The 17,062-nt window shown below is 39.0% G+C and carries 16 protein-coding genes; 4 read left to right on the forward strand and 12 right to left on the reverse strand.

Features of this window, described 5'->3' with window-relative positions; genetic code table 11:
* Window position 1: 1 nt before the first annotated feature.
* From HCN_RS03495 to HCN_RS12565, 9 genes are all read right to left on the reverse strand, one after another.
* Window positions 2-787 (reverse strand): ParA family protein, encoded by a 786-nt coding sequence (locus tag HCN_RS03495; protein ID WP_014666557.1) that lies wholly within the window; start codon window positions 785-787, stop codon window positions 2-4.
* Between the two features lie 10 nt (window positions 788-797).
* Entirely contained in the window at window positions 798-1,472 is a 675-nt protein-coding gene (locus HCN_RS03500; protein WP_014666558.1) for a biotin--[acetyl-CoA-carboxylase] ligase, read from the reverse strand.
* Window positions 1,466-2,389: a methionyl-tRNA formyltransferase gene (locus HCN_RS03505; RefSeq protein WP_014666559.1), complete on the reverse strand. Its 924-nt coding sequence runs from the start codon at window positions 2,387-2,389 to the stop codon at window positions 1,466-1,468. The genes HCN_RS03500 and HCN_RS03505 overlap by 7 nt, the downstream gene beginning before the upstream one ends.
* A 1-nt stretch (window position 2,390) precedes the next feature.
* Window positions 2,391-3,212, reverse strand: a complete 822-nt coding sequence (gene proB, locus HCN_RS03510) for a glutamate 5-kinase (RefSeq protein ID WP_014666560.1) — start codon at window positions 3,210-3,212, stop codon at window positions 2,391-2,393.
* Between the two features lie 13 nt (window positions 3,213-3,225).
* Window positions 3,226-4,284 carry a GDP-L-fucose synthase family protein gene (locus HCN_RS03515; RefSeq protein WP_014666561.1) on the reverse strand — a complete coding sequence of 353 codons (1,059 nt, stop codon included), beginning with the start codon at window positions 4,282-4,284 and terminating at the stop codon, window positions 3,226-3,228.
* 125 nt (window positions 4,285-4,409) lie between these two features.
* Window positions 4,410-5,573 carry a hypothetical protein gene (locus HCN_RS03520; RefSeq protein WP_014666562.1) on the reverse strand — a complete coding sequence of 388 codons (1,164 nt, stop codon included), beginning with the start codon at window positions 5,571-5,573 and terminating at the stop codon, window positions 4,410-4,412.
* A gap of 9 nt (window positions 5,574-5,582) precedes the next feature.
* Window positions 5,583-7,094: an MBOAT family O-acyltransferase gene (locus HCN_RS03525; protein WP_014666563.1), complete on the reverse strand. Its 1,512-nt coding sequence runs from the start codon at window positions 7,092-7,094 to the stop codon at window positions 5,583-5,585.
* Window positions 7,088-7,456: a hypothetical protein gene (locus HCN_RS11725; protein WP_041309494.1), complete on the reverse strand. Its 369-nt coding sequence runs from the start codon at window positions 7,454-7,456 to the stop codon at window positions 7,088-7,090. Before HCN_RS11725 ends, HCN_RS03525 begins: the two co-directional genes overlap by 7 nt.
* Before the next feature lie 250 nt (window positions 7,457-7,706).
* Complete coding sequence (locus HCN_RS12565) at window positions 7,707-8,216, reverse strand: hypothetical protein (protein WP_014666564.1); 510 nt, start codon at window positions 8,214-8,216, stop codon at window positions 7,707-7,709.
* A 203-nt stretch (window positions 8,217-8,419) separates the two neighbouring features.
* Here HCN_RS12565 and nikA point away from each other — a divergent pair, with 203 nt between their 5' ends.
* The 4 genes from nikA (at window position 8,420) to HCN_RS03555 (ending at window position 13,563) form a co-directional block, all read left to right on the forward strand.
* Entirely contained in the window at window positions 8,420-10,006 is a 1,587-nt protein-coding gene (nikA, locus tag HCN_RS03540; protein WP_014667539.1) for a nickel ABC transporter substrate-binding protein, read from the forward strand.
* A gap of 67 nt (window positions 10,007-10,073) precedes the next feature.
* Window positions 10,074-11,030, forward strand: a complete 957-nt coding sequence (locus tag HCN_RS03545; protein ID WP_232086488.1) for an ABC transporter permease subunit — start codon at window positions 10,074-10,076, stop codon at window positions 11,028-11,030.
* Window positions 11,027-12,820 (forward strand): nickel ABC transporter permease subunit NikC, encoded by a 1,794-nt coding sequence (gene nikC, locus HCN_RS03550; RefSeq protein ID WP_014667634.1) that lies wholly within the window; start codon window positions 11,027-11,029, stop codon window positions 12,818-12,820. Before HCN_RS03545 ends, nikC begins: the two co-directional genes overlap by 4 nt.
* Entirely contained in the window at window positions 12,814-13,563 is a 750-nt protein-coding gene (locus HCN_RS03555) for an ABC transporter ATP-binding protein (protein WP_014666566.1), read from the forward strand. Before nikC ends, HCN_RS03555 begins: the two co-directional genes overlap by 7 nt.
* A 54-nt stretch (window positions 13,564-13,617) precedes the next feature.
* Here HCN_RS03555 and gmd read toward each other — a convergent pair whose 3' ends face one another.
* The 3 genes from gmd to HCN_RS03570 all read right to left on the reverse strand — a co-directional run bounded on the left by gmd (window position 13,618) and on the right by HCN_RS03570 (window position 16,980).
* Window positions 13,618-14,727 (reverse strand): GDP-mannose 4,6-dehydratase, encoded by a 1,110-nt coding sequence (gmd, locus tag HCN_RS03560; RefSeq protein ID WP_002956956.1) that lies wholly within the window; start codon window positions 14,725-14,727, stop codon window positions 13,618-13,620.
* Between the two features lie 76 nt (window positions 14,728-14,803).
* Complete coding sequence (locus tag HCN_RS03565) at window positions 14,804-16,792, reverse strand: FUSC family protein (protein WP_014666567.1); 1,989 nt, start codon at window positions 16,790-16,792, stop codon at window positions 14,804-14,806.
* 2 nt (window positions 16,793-16,794) lie between these two features.
* Window positions 16,795-16,980 (reverse strand): hypothetical protein, encoded by a 186-nt coding sequence (locus HCN_RS03570; RefSeq protein WP_014666568.1) that lies wholly within the window; start codon window positions 16,978-16,980, stop codon window positions 16,795-16,797.
* Between the last annotated feature and the right edge of the window lie 82 nt (window positions 16,981-17,062).

Below are 17,062 nucleotides of genomic sequence, written 5' to 3' on the forward strand. Positions count from 1 at the left end.
CTTATGCTCCTTGCAAGATGGCGCGTGCAAGATTTTCGTATGCCATACTTCCATTAGATCGTGCATCATAAAGCATAATAGGCTGGGCAAAGCTAGGCGACTCGGCGAGTTTAACGCTACGAGGGATAATGACAAACTCATCATTATTTTTGAAAAGCTCTTTGCTGAAATGCTCTTTTAGCTCATCAAAAACCTGCCTTGAAAGATTATGCTGCCCTGAATACATTGTGGGTAAAAAGCCCTTAATAGTGAGCTTTGGATTAATCGTGTCTTTTAAAAGCTTAATCGTGCTAAGTAGCTGTGATAAGCCCTCAAGTGCGAAAAACTCGCATTGAATTGGCACGATTACAGAATCTGCTGCTGCTAAGGCATTCACGGTGAGTGAGCCAAGAGCAGGTGGAGAATCTATAACGATAAAATCATATTGATCTTTGACTTCTTCAATTTTTTTGCTTAAAAGTAGCTCACGACCTTTTATGCTATTTTTGCTATAAAATTCCTTTTCAATCCCCGCTAACCCGATGTTTGAAGGGGCAATATCAAGATTTGGAATCTCTGTCTTAAGAATGATTTTAGAAAGCTTCTTAGATCCGGTAAGAACGTGATAAATATCAGATTCTATCTTGTTGCGTCTAAAGCCAAAGCTTGTTGTAGCATTTGCTTGTGGATCATAGTCAATCACAAGCACCTTTCTTCCAGCATTTGCGAGAAAAGTAGCAAGATTTACAGCCGTTGTCGTTTTGCCAACCCCGCCTTTTTGATTTGCTATAGTAAGGACTTCACACATAGTATCTCCTTTATCGTAAGCTATAAATTCTTTCTCCATTCACACTCAAAGAGCCATCATTATTTAATATGGCATCTTTCAAACAAAGGCGTTGGTTGCGAAAATGAAAAGAGAAAGAATTATTTTTGTGAAATTCTAGCTTATAAATACTAAAAATCTGCTTCCACGATGTAAAATTTACAAAGCTTTCAAAAAAATCATTCAAAAGGTCCTGTGGCTTGAGCTTTTGGCTTATATGAGATTCTAAATTGGCGTAGTCTTGGGAGATGAGATTTATTCCCATACCACACACAATATTATCCCGCACTTTTTGGGTAAGAATCCCGCCAATTTTTTGCCTATCTATATACAAATCATTTGGGTATTTGAGCCATACCTGTGAGCCTAGGGAGCGTAAGAATTGCTGCATAATCACGCCAAAAAAAATGGAGCTAGATTCTATTTTTAAATCATTTGGAAGCATTTTAGTCTCTAAAGCAAAGGAAAACATTAAGCTAGATTCTACATTGCTCCATTGATTGCCCCTGCTGCCAATGCCCTGTGTTTGCGTTGTTGCGTGGATACAAAAGGGGCTATGCAAAGTGCCATTTTTGATAGAATCTAGTGCGTATTGTTGCGTTGAAGGCAGTGTATCAAAATGATACATTTGAGCTTTGAGCTTTTGGAGTGTGTGAGAATCTAGCATAATATATCGCCGATTTTAAGCCGTTTGCCATTGATATAAAGTGGGGCTGGGATTTTAGCCTTGCCCTCCTGCTGTAAAAAGCCAATACGCAAACTCCCCATTAAGCAGCCAACTATAATAGATTGAGAATCTATGCTTAGAATCTCGCCTTGTTTGTGTGATTGCGTGGATTCCACCAAATGTAAATCAAAAAGCTTCAGTGTGTAGCCACTCTCGCTTTGGATAAAGATATGGGGCCACTCGCAATAGGCTAAATATGCATAATACACACTTTTAGCATTTTCTAGCTCTACTTTGCCACAAGATTTTACAATCTTCCCACAATAGCTTGAATCTAAGTCATATTGCTTAAGGGGTTTAATCTCATTAAAATGCTTGAGCGTATGTATGGCGAGTTTTGCCCCAAGGTGGGAAAGCTGCTCGCATAAAAGAGTGAAGTTTTGCTCTGTGTTAGCAAGGTAAGAAAAGCCTAGAATTTCCCCACTATCAAGCTGCAGATTCATTTTCATAGCCGTTATACCAAAAAAATTAGGCTGACTTAAAAGCATTTGCTGAATTGGGCTAGCCCCCCGCCATTGCGGCAGAAGCGAGGCGTGGATATTCACACAAGGGGCAATGTCTAAAAACGCCTGTGGCAGAATCTTCCCATACGCCACGACCAAAATCATATCGGGCTTTAAATCACGGATAGATTCTATAAAGGCAGAATCTATACTGCTAGGTTGTAGGATTTGTATATGTTGTAAATTTTTTTGGATAAGCATTTCTTTGGTATGTGGGGCTTTTAGCTCCCCTTTGCGTCCAAAGGGCTTATCGGGCTGACAGATAAGGGCTAGGATTTCAAAACTAGAATCCTCAAGCATGGGTGTAAAAATCGCACTCGCAAAGCTTGGTGTCCCAGCAAGGATAACTCTCATTTTACGCCTTTTGCTTGAGTGATTTGGGGGTGTCTAATTCTTGTAGTCCTTTAGAATCTATAGGACAAAAGAGTGTGCCAGAATCTTGGGTGTTATGTAAAAGGAAGTTTTTTAGCACATCAAGCTTTCTTCCGTGGCTTAGGAACATCATACAATGGCGTTGCAGTAAAAAGTCCGCTGCCATAAGCTTAGTAACAATCCCGCCGGTGGCAAAGCTACTATGTGGCGTATGGGATTGATTTAACGCATTTTGGGGGATTGTATGTACTTGAGAGAGAAGCTTGGCGGTAGAATCTGTATGTGGATTCTTATCAAAATAGCCATCAATATCACTTAGAATGGCTAAAAGCTTCGCTCCAAAATAATACGCCGCGTGTGCGCTTAGCCTGTCGTTATCGCCAAAGATAATCTCGCTTGTGGCAATGGCGTCATTTTCATTAATGATAGGCAGAGCGTTGTTAGCTAAAAGTGCGTCAATGGTATTTCTCGCAAAGGCGGTGTTTTTACGAGAATCAAAGTCGTGTCCGGCTAAGAGAATTTGAGCTGTTGGAATGTCAAATTGAGCAAAAGCTTTGCGGTAAGATTCCATAAGCAAGGGCTGCCCGATACTTGCAAGGGCTTGTTTATTTTGCAATGTGCTTTTATCAATCTGCACTCGTGTATAGCCACTTGCCACCGCCCCAGAGCTTACTAAAATCACATCAAAATGGGTTTTAATATCGCTTATTACCTTTGCTAAGGCATTAATCTGTCCTTCATCAATCATCTCGCCATTGCAGAGATTTGAGCTACCTATTTTTATAACAATTCTTGGTTTATGCATAAGGCTAAAACTCCTAGTTTCTTGAAAGATAGTGTTGATACACGCTTTGGATTCCTTCCTTTAAATGGATTTTTGGCTTCCAGCCTATAGCGTTGAGCTTACTTGAATCCATAAGCTTTTGATAAGTACCATCAGGCTTACTCTTATCAAACACAAGCTCCCCTTCAAAGCCTACAATCTCTTTAATAAGATTTACAAGTTCAGCGATACTCACATCACTGCCATAGCCGACATTAAGATGTGTATTGCGGATTTCATTTGGACAAATCTCATTGTGATGTGTAATACAATCTTTAAAGCTAAGATTGTTCATTACAAACACACAGGCCTCAGCCATATCATTTACATGTAGTAGCTCTCTGCGTGGATTCCCACTGCCCCATATTGCCACACTTTTTTCAGTGATACCATAGGTTTGCAAAAAGGCTTGTAGTTCCGCCCCTTGTAGCCCTGTATCTTTCTCTACTTGCTCTAGCTTCCCAAGGGATAGGAGTTTGGCTAGATGAATCTTGCGAAGCAAAGCGGGTAAGACATGTGAAGTCTGTAAGTTAAAATTATCATTATTGCCATAAAGATTAGTTGGCATAACTGAAACAAAATCGCAGCCATACTGCAATGCAAAGCTCTCGCACATCTTTATTCCAGCGATTTTAGCAATGGCATAAGGCTCGTTGGTGTATTCTAGCTCACTAGTAAGCAGGGAATCTTCATTCATCGGTTGCTTGGCATTTTTGGGGTAAATGCACGAACTGCCCAGAAATAGAAGCTTTTTGACCTCGTATTTGTAGGCGTTAAAGATAATGTGATTTTGAATGGCTAGATTTTCATAGATAAAATCCGCACGATAGGTGTTATTTGCCACAATCCCGCCTACCTTTGCCGCAGCTAAAAACACATATTCCGGGCGTGTGTGAGCAAAAAACTTTTCAACACTGACACTATCAAGCAAATTAAGCTCTTCTTTTGTTTTTGTGATGAGATTGTGATAGCCTTGTGATTGAAGCAAAGCAAGTATGCTTGAGCCTACAAGCCCCCTATGCCCAGCAATAAAGATTCTAGAATCCTTTGTCATAATGTCCCTTGTGAAAGTTAAAAATGGATTAAGAGATGGCATTATAGCTACAAGTTGTAATAAGAATGCTTAAGGATTTTAGAGAATGGTTTATGCTTGGTATCTAAAAGATTGTATTGGTTTTTTCACTTCCCACACCCTAAATTCAAAAAATCTTGCTCTTTTAAATCGCTGATAGAATCTTTAGAAAATACTCTGCCTTTATGTGTGCGTATCAGCTCTGTGAGATAGGGCATATTGACATAGGGTTGTAATATCTCACTTTTTTGTGCCATATCTACAAGGATTCTCACATAAAACACATCTCCTCCGTGAAAGCCATCTAAAAATTCGCAATCATCATCTTTTAGCACTGCTGGATTATAATAATTAAAAAAAGTTATGTAATTTTTTTCTAGGCTTGTAAAAAGCTCATCAATATACGCATATTTCTCTTGCTTCTCCTGCATAGCTTTATATATGCTTGGAGCAAGAGGAGGGATAAAAATAACAACTTGTATGTTGTGTTTTTTCAAAATATTAAGTATGTCAAATAAATCCTGCATACGCTTTACATCTATGTGAGAAGCATAAGCAAATTGTGAATTACTATTTTCTATCCTCCACAATGTGTCAGCAAAATTAGCATCCTTTGTCTTTTCATCTTTGAAAATTTCTCCATATACATATGAGCCATCTTTGAAAAAGCCCCTGCCATTATACATAGCATTTAGTCCTAAAGAATCAAGATGGCTATAAGGATTTGCAATAAAATGATTATCTAAGAGATATTGAGATTGAAAGAATTGCTGGTTGTAAATATGTTTTGCTATATCAAGTATCTTTGTTGTGCTAATATTTGTCCCTGTTATATTAAAATACACTCCCTTCTCATAGTTTGGATATAAAGCATTAAACCACCAAATATCAAGCCCTAAGATGACTATTTCAGGTTTGTAAAACTTTAATACTTCTTCTAAAAACAACCTCCCTTCTTTGAGTGTATTCATCGCATTACCCGCACTCACAAAAGAATCTATAAAAAACTCCTCCCTAAATTGCAATACCCTAGAGCCACCAAGTGCTATAATCTTTGGCTTTATCTGCTTCACTAGCTCAAGCTTGTAGGCAAAGACATTTTCATTTAATGCTGTGCCATAAATGGAGTTCTGCTCCAGTTGTCTTTTCACAATGCTTTCAAAGCTATTATGTTCAAAGATTCTAGAGAGATAATAAAATATGCCTACAAGCAGTAGTCCAAATATAAGCAAAATCATAAAATAAGATAAAACAAACTTTTTATATTTCATCTTTGCTCCTTAAAAATTAAAATATAAAAATTGTTGTGCTTTATCAATGGAAAGAAAAGCTATAAGCGAAAAAAGAGCGGTTGTAAAAAGATTGAATCTTGTAGGCTTGAAATGTGCTGTTTGTTCCACACTATTTTTGAAACACAAACACACAATAAAAGCCCCTAGAATCCACAATGGCGTTATAAAGCTCCCCTCTATCTGCTCTAACCACCAATGGAATTGAATCCCATATTCACTTAAGAATCTAAGCCTAGATTCTAAAAAGCTAGGTAAGACTATGTCCCCACCAAACATTCCCTTTAACAGATTCACCGCCCCTTGCAGATTTTCAGCACGAAAAAATACCCAAGCAATATTGACAAAATTAAAGGTAATAAACCAGCACAGCACCGCATAGATTCTAGTTTTCATAAAGCGTGTATATACATTCTTAGAATCCAAACGCCCTGCTTTATCACTACAAGCACAATCTTTTACTTTAGAATCTAATCTCTTGTATAAGAGCATATAGATTCTATGCACCACCATTGCCAACCCGTGCAAACTCCCCCATATCACAAAGCCCCAGCCAGATCCGTGCCAGATTCCGCTTAAAAATGCCACGATAAAAAGATTTCTAAGTGTAAGGAGATTGTTTATAGTGGTATAGAATCTGCTTTGTTTATGAGCTAGATTTTGATTACCCCCTAATGGAATATATAAATACTCTTTTAAGAATCTCCCCAAAGTGATATGCCACTTTCTCCAAAATGTAGCGATATTTAATGCCTTATAGGGCGAATTAAAATTGATAGGTAACACAATGCCAAAAAGCAACCCCAAGCCTATCGCCATATCACAATAGCCACTAAAATCAAAATAGAGCTGAAAGGTATAGCTTAAGCTTGTAGCCCAAGATTCAAAAAGATTGAGAATGCTCCCACTCTCCACTGCACTAAATCCAGCATTCGCCCACTTTGCAAAGCTATCTGCAATGACTACTTTTTTAAATAAGCCAATGGAAAAGATGAAGAGTCCTTTAGCGATGTATTCCCAATTTATTATGCTAGGCGTTGTCTTTGTGCGAAAAAGCAGGGAGTTTGTGGTTTGCTGCGTCAATAGACTCCTAGTCTTATCTCCTTGCCAACCACTGCACAACCCTGCTTTTTCATCGCAAATACTTCCGCCTGTAAGTTGTTTAGATTCTAGACTTTGTGGAATCTTAGAATCTACTTTTCGCACTTGTTTTTCTTCTTCAAGGATTCTAGGAATTGCGGTGGGGCTGTGGGAGCTTTGCGGATTTTTGCAAAGGTTAGCGAACTTGGCGTTCGTGCCTTTGCGAAAATCCGCAACACTGTCGCATTGCCCACCCAAGACCGAATCCCCTCTATTCATCGCATAAAATTGTGGCATCATTTCTTTATGATGCACAATAGGTCCAGCGATGAGTTGTGGAAAAAATGTGATAAATAGGCAATAGTCTAAAAAATTGATATGTGGAATTTCTTTAAAAGATTCAGCTTTACTAGAATCTAGCATTGTCTTTTGATATTTGCATTAGCAAAATCCATACAATCAATGTTGCACACTTTGCGTGTATTCCTGCTCTCGTCCGCTTCGTGGTGCATAAAATCGGATTCAAAGGGGGCAGTAGTGTCCCCCGCCGATTTTATGCTAGAAGCGGAAATGGCGAGGCTCTCCCCTTGATTGCAAAAAAGAAAAGCGGTCGCTTTGCTTTTTTGGGCTAAGGGGAGCGGAGAGGGGATAAACCTTTTTTCTTTTGCGGTGGTTGTAGATAAAGTAGTTTGCGTTAGAGAATGCTGAGATTCTCTATTGTTTTTTACATTAGATTCTAAGTCTTTAAATTCTTCCCTCTCTTTACTTTGCTTATAACAATCCACTAAAAACGCAATTTGTTGAAAGGTTACAAATGATAAGGCTAAAGGCAAAAGAATATGAGGCAATGGAATAGCAAAGTCTAAATGTAAAAGTTGCGTAAAAAGATTAAAATTTTCTAAGAAAAAGTCAGTATATTTAAATATACCAAGTAAGCAAAGATTAAAGATAATGCCAAGGTTAAAATGTTTAGGAGAAAAGGTGACAAAAGAAAATAAACCAAAGAAAGTAAAGTTGTGAGAAAGAGAATTTAACTTATCCCCCCCCCCCGTTAAAATCTACACTTATTTGCTCTCTCACATATAAACTTTTTAAAATACCTTTGGCTAAAAAATAATTCACAAGTATTGAGCCAAGTAATATGGGGAGATAAATAAGCTTCCAATACGCATAGAAAAATAAACTTGCTACAACCAAAAAGCCTTTAGCAAGATTCATATAGTGTGTGGAAGCTAATCTTTTAGAGGCTTGTGTGCTAGAATCTATGGCTTTAAACTTTATCTCTTTAGATTCTAATGTTTTGGATTTTAATTCTTTAGATTCTAGCTTTTTAGATTTGCAATGAGAATCTTGCCCTTTAGATTCTAAACTCTTAGAATCTAAGTAATGAGATTGTGTTTGCTTAAGCATTTGCCTAGAATCTACTTGTTTAGATTCTATATATTCTTGTTCTGCTTGTCTTATGCTTAATGCCTTTAGGATATGAAACACAACCCAAACAATAGGCAAAAAGCAAAAGATAAAAAGATAGGAGTTGAAGAGCATTTAGATGAGCCTTTGTAGCTAAAATTTCCAGCAATTTTAGCTACAAAAGAATAATAAAAGGTTTTTTTGTAAGTGTCGGCTTGTAAGCTGCTGATGAAGTGTTCTATATTAATTTAATTAATTTAGTATTACTTCCTTCATTTTTTTATGCGTTAAATATGATACAATAGAATTTCTTATGAATTTCAATCTATGGAGTGTGTATGCGGGGTTATATGGTAAAGATTCTATTTTTGATGAGTTTCACATTTGGGACATTGTATGGCAAAAATACCTTGATTATGGCGGTTTCAAGTAATATTGGCGTGATGAATCCACAAGGCTATCAGGGCAATGCGATGTTTGCTCAAAATAGCATTTATGAAGGTTTAGTGAGTGCGGATAAAAATGGCAGGATTATCCCGCATTTAGCCACTTCTTGGCAGATAAGCAAAGATGGGTTATCTTATACTTTCATCTTGCGTAAGGGGGTGAAATTTTCAAATGGAGAGGTGTTTAATGCCGATGCAGTGCTTATCAATTTTAATTCTGTCCTTAAAAATAAAGTGCGTCATTCTTGGAGTGGTTTGGTTGGGCATATTGAATCTGTAAAAAAGCTTGATGATTACAGCATAAAACTTACCCTAAAAGCCCCATATAGTCCAACGCTTAATGAACTAGCCGTGGTGCGTCCATTTAGATTCCTAGCCCCAAGTGCTTTTCCAAAAGATTTAGATTTAATTAAATATAATCCAAAGCCCATCGGCACAGGTGCGTATATGCCAGTAGATTCAAAGCTTGGCATTAGCGATACCTTGCAGAAAAATCCGCATTATTGGGACGCAGAGCGATATAATGGAATCTACTATGATGAGATAGTTTTAAAGGTTATTTTTGATCCAAATGCCAAACTTGCCGCCCTTAAAAGTGGGCAGATTGACTTGATTTATGGTAATGATCAAATTCCGCTTGAAATATTTAAAAGCATGCAAAATGACAAAAAGTTTGCCACTTATATGAGTTTGCCCCTATCTACTACAAGCCTTGTATTTAACTCTAGCTCACATAATCTCAGGCTTGGGGATTTTACGCTGAATCAAAAATTACGCAAAGGCTTAGGCTCTATGATTGATAAGCAAAAGCTTGTTTTAGCGGTGTATGGGGGGCTGCAAGAAGTGGCGGAGTGTTTTATGAGCTGTGAGTATCAGGCTAACAAGACAGGGCAGGGTAATGGGGCGGATTCTAAAGCCTTTGTGCTTTCACTTTTGAATAAAGAAAATATACCAAGTGGCGTGAATCCTGCCGTGCTAGAAAATCTCACTCAAAAAGGGATTGAGATTCTATTTAGTGGGGATAATCCAGCCCATAAAATGATGGCTGAAATAGTCCAAAGTGATTTACAAAAAGCAGGAATAAAAGTGCGGCTTAAGGCAAGTGAGTCAAGTATGTATCAAAATCGTTTGCTCAAAGGGCAGTTTGATTTAGCCTTTAGCGAGACTTGGGGCGCACCCTATGAGCCTTTGAGTGTGTTGTATTCTATGCTTATGCCCGGGCATATTGATTTTTCCGCACAATCGGGGCTAGAGAATAAGCCTTTGCTTGAAAAGGCTTTGCGTGATGTGATTGCTACAAATACAGAATCTAAAGATTTTAAAAGTAAGCTAAGCAAAGTATTAAATATACTTGAAGAGAGTGGCGTGTATCTCCCGCTTACATTACAAAAAAATAAAGCCATCGTGCATAAAAAGATTAAAGGCATACAAATGGGTGTGGTGGGCTATGAAGTGCCATTTTGGGAAATGTATGAGTAAGATTCAGGGTAAAACAAGCTGTGCGTGGCTGTATAAAAAGGCTCTGTAAAAAAAGTGAGAAAAAAGCGTGAAGTCAATATTTATTTCTAGAATTTTGTGGATTATCCCCACTGTGCTTATAAGCTCATTTATTGCATTTTGCTTGTTGCGTTTGGGCGGGAGCGATCCAGTGATGAGCTATATTTTACAATCAAATCTCCCCGCTACGCCCGAGCTAGTAAATGAGCTAAGGGCGGAGTTTGGCTTAGATAAATCGCTTTTGACACAATATGCCTTGTGGCTTAAAGATGCTATAAGGCTTGATTTTGGCACTTCATATATGACAGGTAGAAGTGTGAGTGAAGATTTTTTACATTTTTTGCCTACGACTTTAATGCTTGTGTGTTGTGGGTTTGTGTTAAGCTTTGTTTGTTCCTTGCTGCTTGGGATTTTAAGTGCGTATTATCATAATAGGTTATTAGATTCTGTGATAAGGATTTTTTGCTTTGTGGGTGTGAGTATGCCAAACTTTTGGCTTGCCTTTTTGCTTGTGCTGTTTTTTAGCGTTTATCTTGGGTGGCTTCCAGCTGTGGGAATGGAGGGGGGCAAAAGCTTTATTTTGCCTAGCATGAGTATAGCCTTGATGTCTATGTGTATTAATGCTAGGTTCATCCGTGCAAATATGCTAGAAGTGCAGAAAGAGCGGTATATCGTGTATGCTAAAATGCGGAATATTCGCGGTGTGAGATTGCATATCGTGCATATTTTTTACAATGCGTTTTTACCTATTCTTACGGCAATGGGTATGCACATAGGGGAGCTGATTGGCGGGGCAATTGTGATTGAGTGCGTGTTTGCGTTGCCCGGCATTGGGTTGTATAGCATTCAGGGCATTGCTAATCACGATTATCCGGTGATTGAGTGCTTTATCGTGGTGATGTGTGTGTGCTTTGTGCTGTGTAATGCGATAGTGGATATTCTCTATGGAGTGCTTGACCCACGCGTTAGGGCGACTATGCAGAAGCAAAAGGGCAAGATTCTATGAGAGTAGATTCTCTAAGGGGGCTAAGCCTTGTTGGCAAAATGGATTTGTATGGAAAAATAGCTTTGTGTGGAGTGATGATTTTATGTACTGTGGCAGTTTTTGCCCCATTTATCGCCCCCTATCCGCCTGATATGCAAAATCTTGATGCAAGACTTCTTGCAAGTAGTGTGGAGCATATTTTAGGCACGGATTATTTGGGCAGAGATATATGCTCTAGGCTATTGTATGGCGCTAGAATCTCACTTGGCAGCACCTTTGTGATTTTAGCTTGGATTATGGCTTTGGGGATTTGCATAGGGGGATTATGCGGCTTTTTAGGTGGGTGGATTGATAGTGTGTGTATGCGGATTTGTGATATTTTTATGAGTGTGCCCACAATCGCCCTTTCTCTGTTTATGGTGGGAATCTTAGGAGCTGGGCTAGAAAATGTAATCCTTGCCATTGTTTTGACACATTGGGCGTGGTATGCAAGAATCGTGCGTGGAATTGTCTTTAGCCTTAAAAATAAGGAATATATCCTTTTATCTTATACATTTGGAGCAAGTGGATTTCAACGCTTTAAGCGGCATCTTTTTACGCCTATTATGAGTCAATGCCTTGTGTTAGTAAGTATGGATGTGGGGCATATTATGCTACATATTGCGGGGCTATCATTTCTGGGGCTTGGGGTGCAACCACCAAATGCGGAATGGGGTGTGATGATAAGTGAAGCAAAGGAATATATGTGGGATTATCCGCATTTGATTATGTATCCGGGATTGGCGTTGTTTATAAGCGTGGCGTTGTGTAATCTTTTGGGGGAGAGTTTGAGAGATGGGCTTGGAGTGAAGGTTGGGCTTGATGACATAAAAGGCGTAGGTAAAGATTTGGAGAATCTAGCTATAAGCGATATACAGAGTTTGAGTGTTGTGAATTTGAGTATTGCCAAAAACAATTATAAGGGGGATTTGAATCTTAAGCGAGATTCTAAAACGCAGGATTCTATAATGCTAGATTCTAGCACTCCGCTTTTATCCTCCATAGACTTGGAGCTAAAGCGTGGGGAATGTGTAGCACTGCTTGGCAGAAGTGGCAGTGGCAAGTCGCTTATTGCCTATGCGTTGCAGGGCTTTATGGCTAATAATCTCACGCAAATAAGCGGCGAAGTGTGTCTTAATAATGCAGCGATAAATCCCGTGGCGTATCGGGGCAGGGCGTTTATAAGCATTATGCAAAATCCTAGGACTTGCTTTAATCCGCTTCTAACGCTCCACGCCCATTGCAAAGAGAGCTTAAAAGCCTTAAAAAAGCCTTATAATAAGGCATTTATCCTAGAGTGTTTTACACAAGCTGGGCTAGATGTAGCCTATTTAGAATCTTATCCCTTTGAGCTAAGTGGGGGAATGCTACAAAGGGCGATGATAGCCCTTGCTTTGCTGACACAAGCACCTTTTATCATCGCTGATGAGCCTAGCAGTGATTTAGATAAAGGAAAAGCAAATGAGATTCTAAGCACCTTAAAAAGTTTGCAAAAGCAAAAGTCTTTAGGGATTTTGCTTATCACGCACGATTTGGAAGTGGTAGCAGAGTATGCGGAGCGTGTGAGTGTCATCTCTCAAGGCAGAATCATTGAAAGAGGCAAGATTCAAAGAGATGAGACTAAAGGGCATAGCAAAGTGAGTGTAGCAAATGCTAAGGGGGATTTTATAAATCCGCCGCAAAGCCCGACATTACAACGCTTGAATAGAATCTTAACTCAAGGCATATCGCATAAAAATCGCAAAGATTTGCCACAAGGGGAGCTATGCTAGAGCTAGAAAATATATCCTTTTATCATCGCACTTATCGTGTGTTTTATAAGAGTGAAAAGCGGATTTTGTCGCATATTTCTTTGAAAATTGAGAGTGGGAAAACTTATGCGATTATGGGGAGTAGCGGCTGTGGGAAAAGCACATTGACACAAATAATGTGTGGAATCTTATCTCCTAGCCTTGATGAGTTAGGGCAGGTGGGGCAGGTGCGTTTGAATGGCAAAGCTCTTAAGCTTAATGAGCTTAGTCAAAGGCGGAGTTTTTACTCACAAGTGCAAATGCTTTTTCAAGATTCTATCTCTAGTTTGAATCCACGATTTAGTTGCTATGAGAATATATTAGAGCCGCTTTTGTATCTAAGAGCGGGACAGAGAAAAGAGCAGATAGATAAGCGGATAATTGAGCTATGCCAAAAGTTAGGTTTGCCTAAAGATATTTTAAGCAAAAGCGTAGCGATGATTTCTGGTGGGGAGGCACAGAGAATCTGCCTTATCCGTGCTTTGTTACTCAATCCTAGAATCTTAATTTTAGATGAGAGTTTATCAGGGCTTGATTATGAGCTATGCGATGAGGTATTGGCGTTTTTGCGTGAGTGGCAGGGGGAGAGTAGGGCTTCTGTGGTGCTTATTACCCACGATGAAAACATTGCCCTGCGATTTTGTGAAAAGGTGTATTTGCTAGAGCAAGGCAAACTTAGAAATTGCTCATTGCCACGCCTTGCCCTGCGGCAAGTCTCGCAATGACGGAGAGTGGGTATAGTCGCTATTATTTAGATTCTAGCCATCTCTGCGTATGTGTTACTCAAAATAGCTTAGAATCTTATAACCGCCATCTTTTAGGTATTTATCCTTTTGCATAAGCTTCAAATCACTCTGCACCATATCTTTCACAAGGGCGTTTAAGTCATATTCTGGAATCCACCCTAGCTTTTCTCTCGCCTTACTCGCATCACCGATGAGTAAATCCACTTCAGTTGGGCGGAAGTAGCGTTCATCTACACACACTACTTCTTTGCCAAGCTCTAGCTTAAACTCCCCATTACAAGCCTTGATATAGCCCTTTTCATTCACACCTTCGCCCCTAAACTCTATCTCAATGCCTAGCTCATTAAATGCCATTTTGACAAAGTCCCGCACTTCAGTGGTAACGCCTGTGGCGATAACCCAATCTTCAGCCTTACTCGCTTGTAAAATAAGCCACATCATACGCACATAATCTTTAGCGTGTCCCCAATCGCGTTTGGCAGAGAGATTCCCTAAATAGAGCTTATCTTGCAGTCCTAGGGCGATTTTTGCTACCGCACGAGTGATTTTTCGCGTTACAAAAGTCTCCCCTCGTATGGGGCTTTCGTGGTTAAATAAGATTCCATTACTCGCAAAAATATTATATGCCTCTCTGTAATTCACCGTTATCCAATACGCATAGAGCTTCGCACACGCATAAGGGGAGCGGGGGTAAAAGGGCGTTTTCTCACTTTGTGGAATCTCCTGCACTAGCCCATAAAGCTCACTTGTAGAAGCCTGATAGATTTTGCTTTTTTCTGCTAGTCCAAGTAGTCTCACCGCCTCTAAGATTCTAAGTGTGCCTATGCCATCGGCGTTGGCGGTGTATTCTGGCGTTTCAAAGCTTACGGCTACATGGCTCATTGCCGCGAGATTATAAATCTCATCAGGTTTTGTGTCAGCAATAATGCGTGTAAGATTCATAGAATCTGTCAAATCCCCATAGTGTAAGAAAAAGTTACGATTATCAATGTGTGGGTCTTGGTAAAGGTGATCTATCCTATCAGTGTTAAAAAGTGAGCTTCGGCGTTTGATGCCGTGCACCTCATAGCCCTTTTTGAGTAAAAACTCTGCTAAGTATGCTCCATCTTGCCCTGTAATCCCTGTGATTAATGCTCTTTTCATAACAATCCTTTTGTGTAAGTATCGCAAATGTTGCGTCAAAAATGTCGCATATTGTAGGGAAGTTTGGCTTAAATCATTATTTTTTTACCACGATATGCAAAAACTCATAGATGTGATTTTGGGATTCAAAAATGGCTAAAATTGTAGGATAAACCTGTGTATCTTTTAGTAAAAATCGCTCATCTTCATCAGTGCTAAAATAATATGGCTTAGAATCTAGCAAGGCACAAAGCATTTCATACCGCACACGCAGGGCTTTTAAGTCATTTTTTAGAAGTAGGGTGTTTTCCTGCGGTGTAGCCTGAATCTTCTCGCACAAAATAATACTAAGATTTTTAAGGTTTAAAAAATGCTCTTGTAAGCTATCAAATTGCTGTAAAATGGTGGCAGGATAGCGTTTGTTATTATCTTTATTTTTATGAATAAGGAGTGAAAGATCATCAAAACTGCGTATAAGCTGATTTTGTTCCTGCAAAATGTGCTGCTTATCCTGCTCTAAATCAAGTGTGAGTGTGGCTAGGATTTGTAGGGTGCTTTTGAGCTTAGGGATAAACTCATCAGCGCTATATCGCGGATAGATAATTTTAGCAGTCAAAAAGGCGATAAGAAATCCAAATAAAATATCGCCAAACCGATACAAAATAAGCTCAATAAAATTATCATCTACAAAAGCAAACATCAGCACAAGCTCAAGCATAAGCACCAAAGACCAAAGCATAAAAGGATAGGATTTAAAATAAATCACCAAAAAAAGATTGAGTATAAAAATCACATAGAGCCAAGTATGCCCAAACCCAAAAAGCACTAGAATTACCCCCAGCACAAGCCCCATAAAACTCCCAAGGATAGAATCTTTGCCTAGAGTTTTAATCGTATCTATATTTTGATTCATCATAGTCATCACCCCAAGGGCAATCCAAGCCCCGTGATTGATATGAAAAAATTGTGCGATAAACATCGCAATACTCATCGCACTTGCATAAGTAATGCCATAGAAAAATGGCAGTGGATTTGCCTTAAGCTCTTTATACATACTTTTTAGCGTTTTTGCTTTGGGATTTTCTACAAAGGCTTGAGATTGCAGCGATGAAAGGCGTGTGAAAGATTCTATCTTTGAGTAAAAAATCTTTAGTGCGTTAAGAAAATGAGAATCTTGTATCACCTTGTGGGCTTCAAGGAATGAAGTTTTGTTGATATTTGGCTTTTTCCCAAAAAAGATAAGCTTAAGCTCCCCTAGATTCTGTGTAATCTCATCACGCAAAGATTGAAGCAGGACAGAATTGTGAATCTTAAAATAATCGTGTAGTATATCAAGCGTGTAGCAGATAGATTCAAGCTTGTAGAGATAAAATAGGGCGCGTTTGTGATTTTTGATAGAATGGGTGTCTTTGATTTTGGCTGATTGTGAGGTGAGCTTACTTTTCAGCAGGGGGAAGTGATGAGTAAAAGTGGATTGAAACAACGCATAGTCCTTGCTCCCAAGCGACTTACTCATACTTGATAAGTAGATAAGGATAAGGGCAAACTGCACTTGAATAAAGCGTCCATACTCCCCAAAAGACACAAAAAGTCTCACAAATATACTCACGCTTCCGCCGATGAAAGCCGCTAAAATGCTGTGCCACAAAGGCACATTTGGGTGTGAGCTTACATAGATAACCGCCACTAACGCACTGACTAAAACAAGATTCAGCACTTTTGGCAAGTCGCTATCATAGACTTCACTTACTCCTATGCTAAAGGCAAGAAAGGAAGAAAGCAGAATCAGCCACAAGCTCTCATCTAGTATGCCAAAAATGGGTATAAGCCCACACACAAAGCTCACAAAAAGCACAAGATATTTCCAATCCATATCCTTATTGCTTTTAAAGCCATTCAAAAAAAATACATACATTGCCATCATCACAGCCCAGATAAGCACATCTGCACCGAGTGAAACATAGCAAATCGCCCCGCTAATGCTTAGGGCAATCATTGCCTTTATAGAATAAATAAGTCCAAAATATCCCGCATCATAGACATAAATAAAGCGTCTAAAAATGAGATTATGCAAGGTTTTTAGCATAATTATTTTGCGTAATAATCCCCACTAGCACCAACACATTGCTGTGTGCAAACTCCATTCGTGCAGATCGTGCGGCATTCCATACTTTGAAAGTTCCCTACCGGCTGCTTTTTGCTACTACATGCACTCAAAGCTAGGCTCATCATCAATACACAAATTACCACTTTGATATTGTTTTTAAGACTCATACAAGACTCCTTAATTTTTTGGGTTTATCAAGCATTTTTAATGCCATTTTGTGTGGGATTTACAGAAAATAGTATAGAATCT

The sequence above is a fragment of the Helicobacter cinaedi PAGU611 genome (assembly GCF_000284635.1).
GTDB classification, from domain to species: Bacteria; Campylobacterota; Campylobacteria; order Campylobacterales; family Helicobacteraceae; genus Helicobacter_C; species Helicobacter_C cinaedi.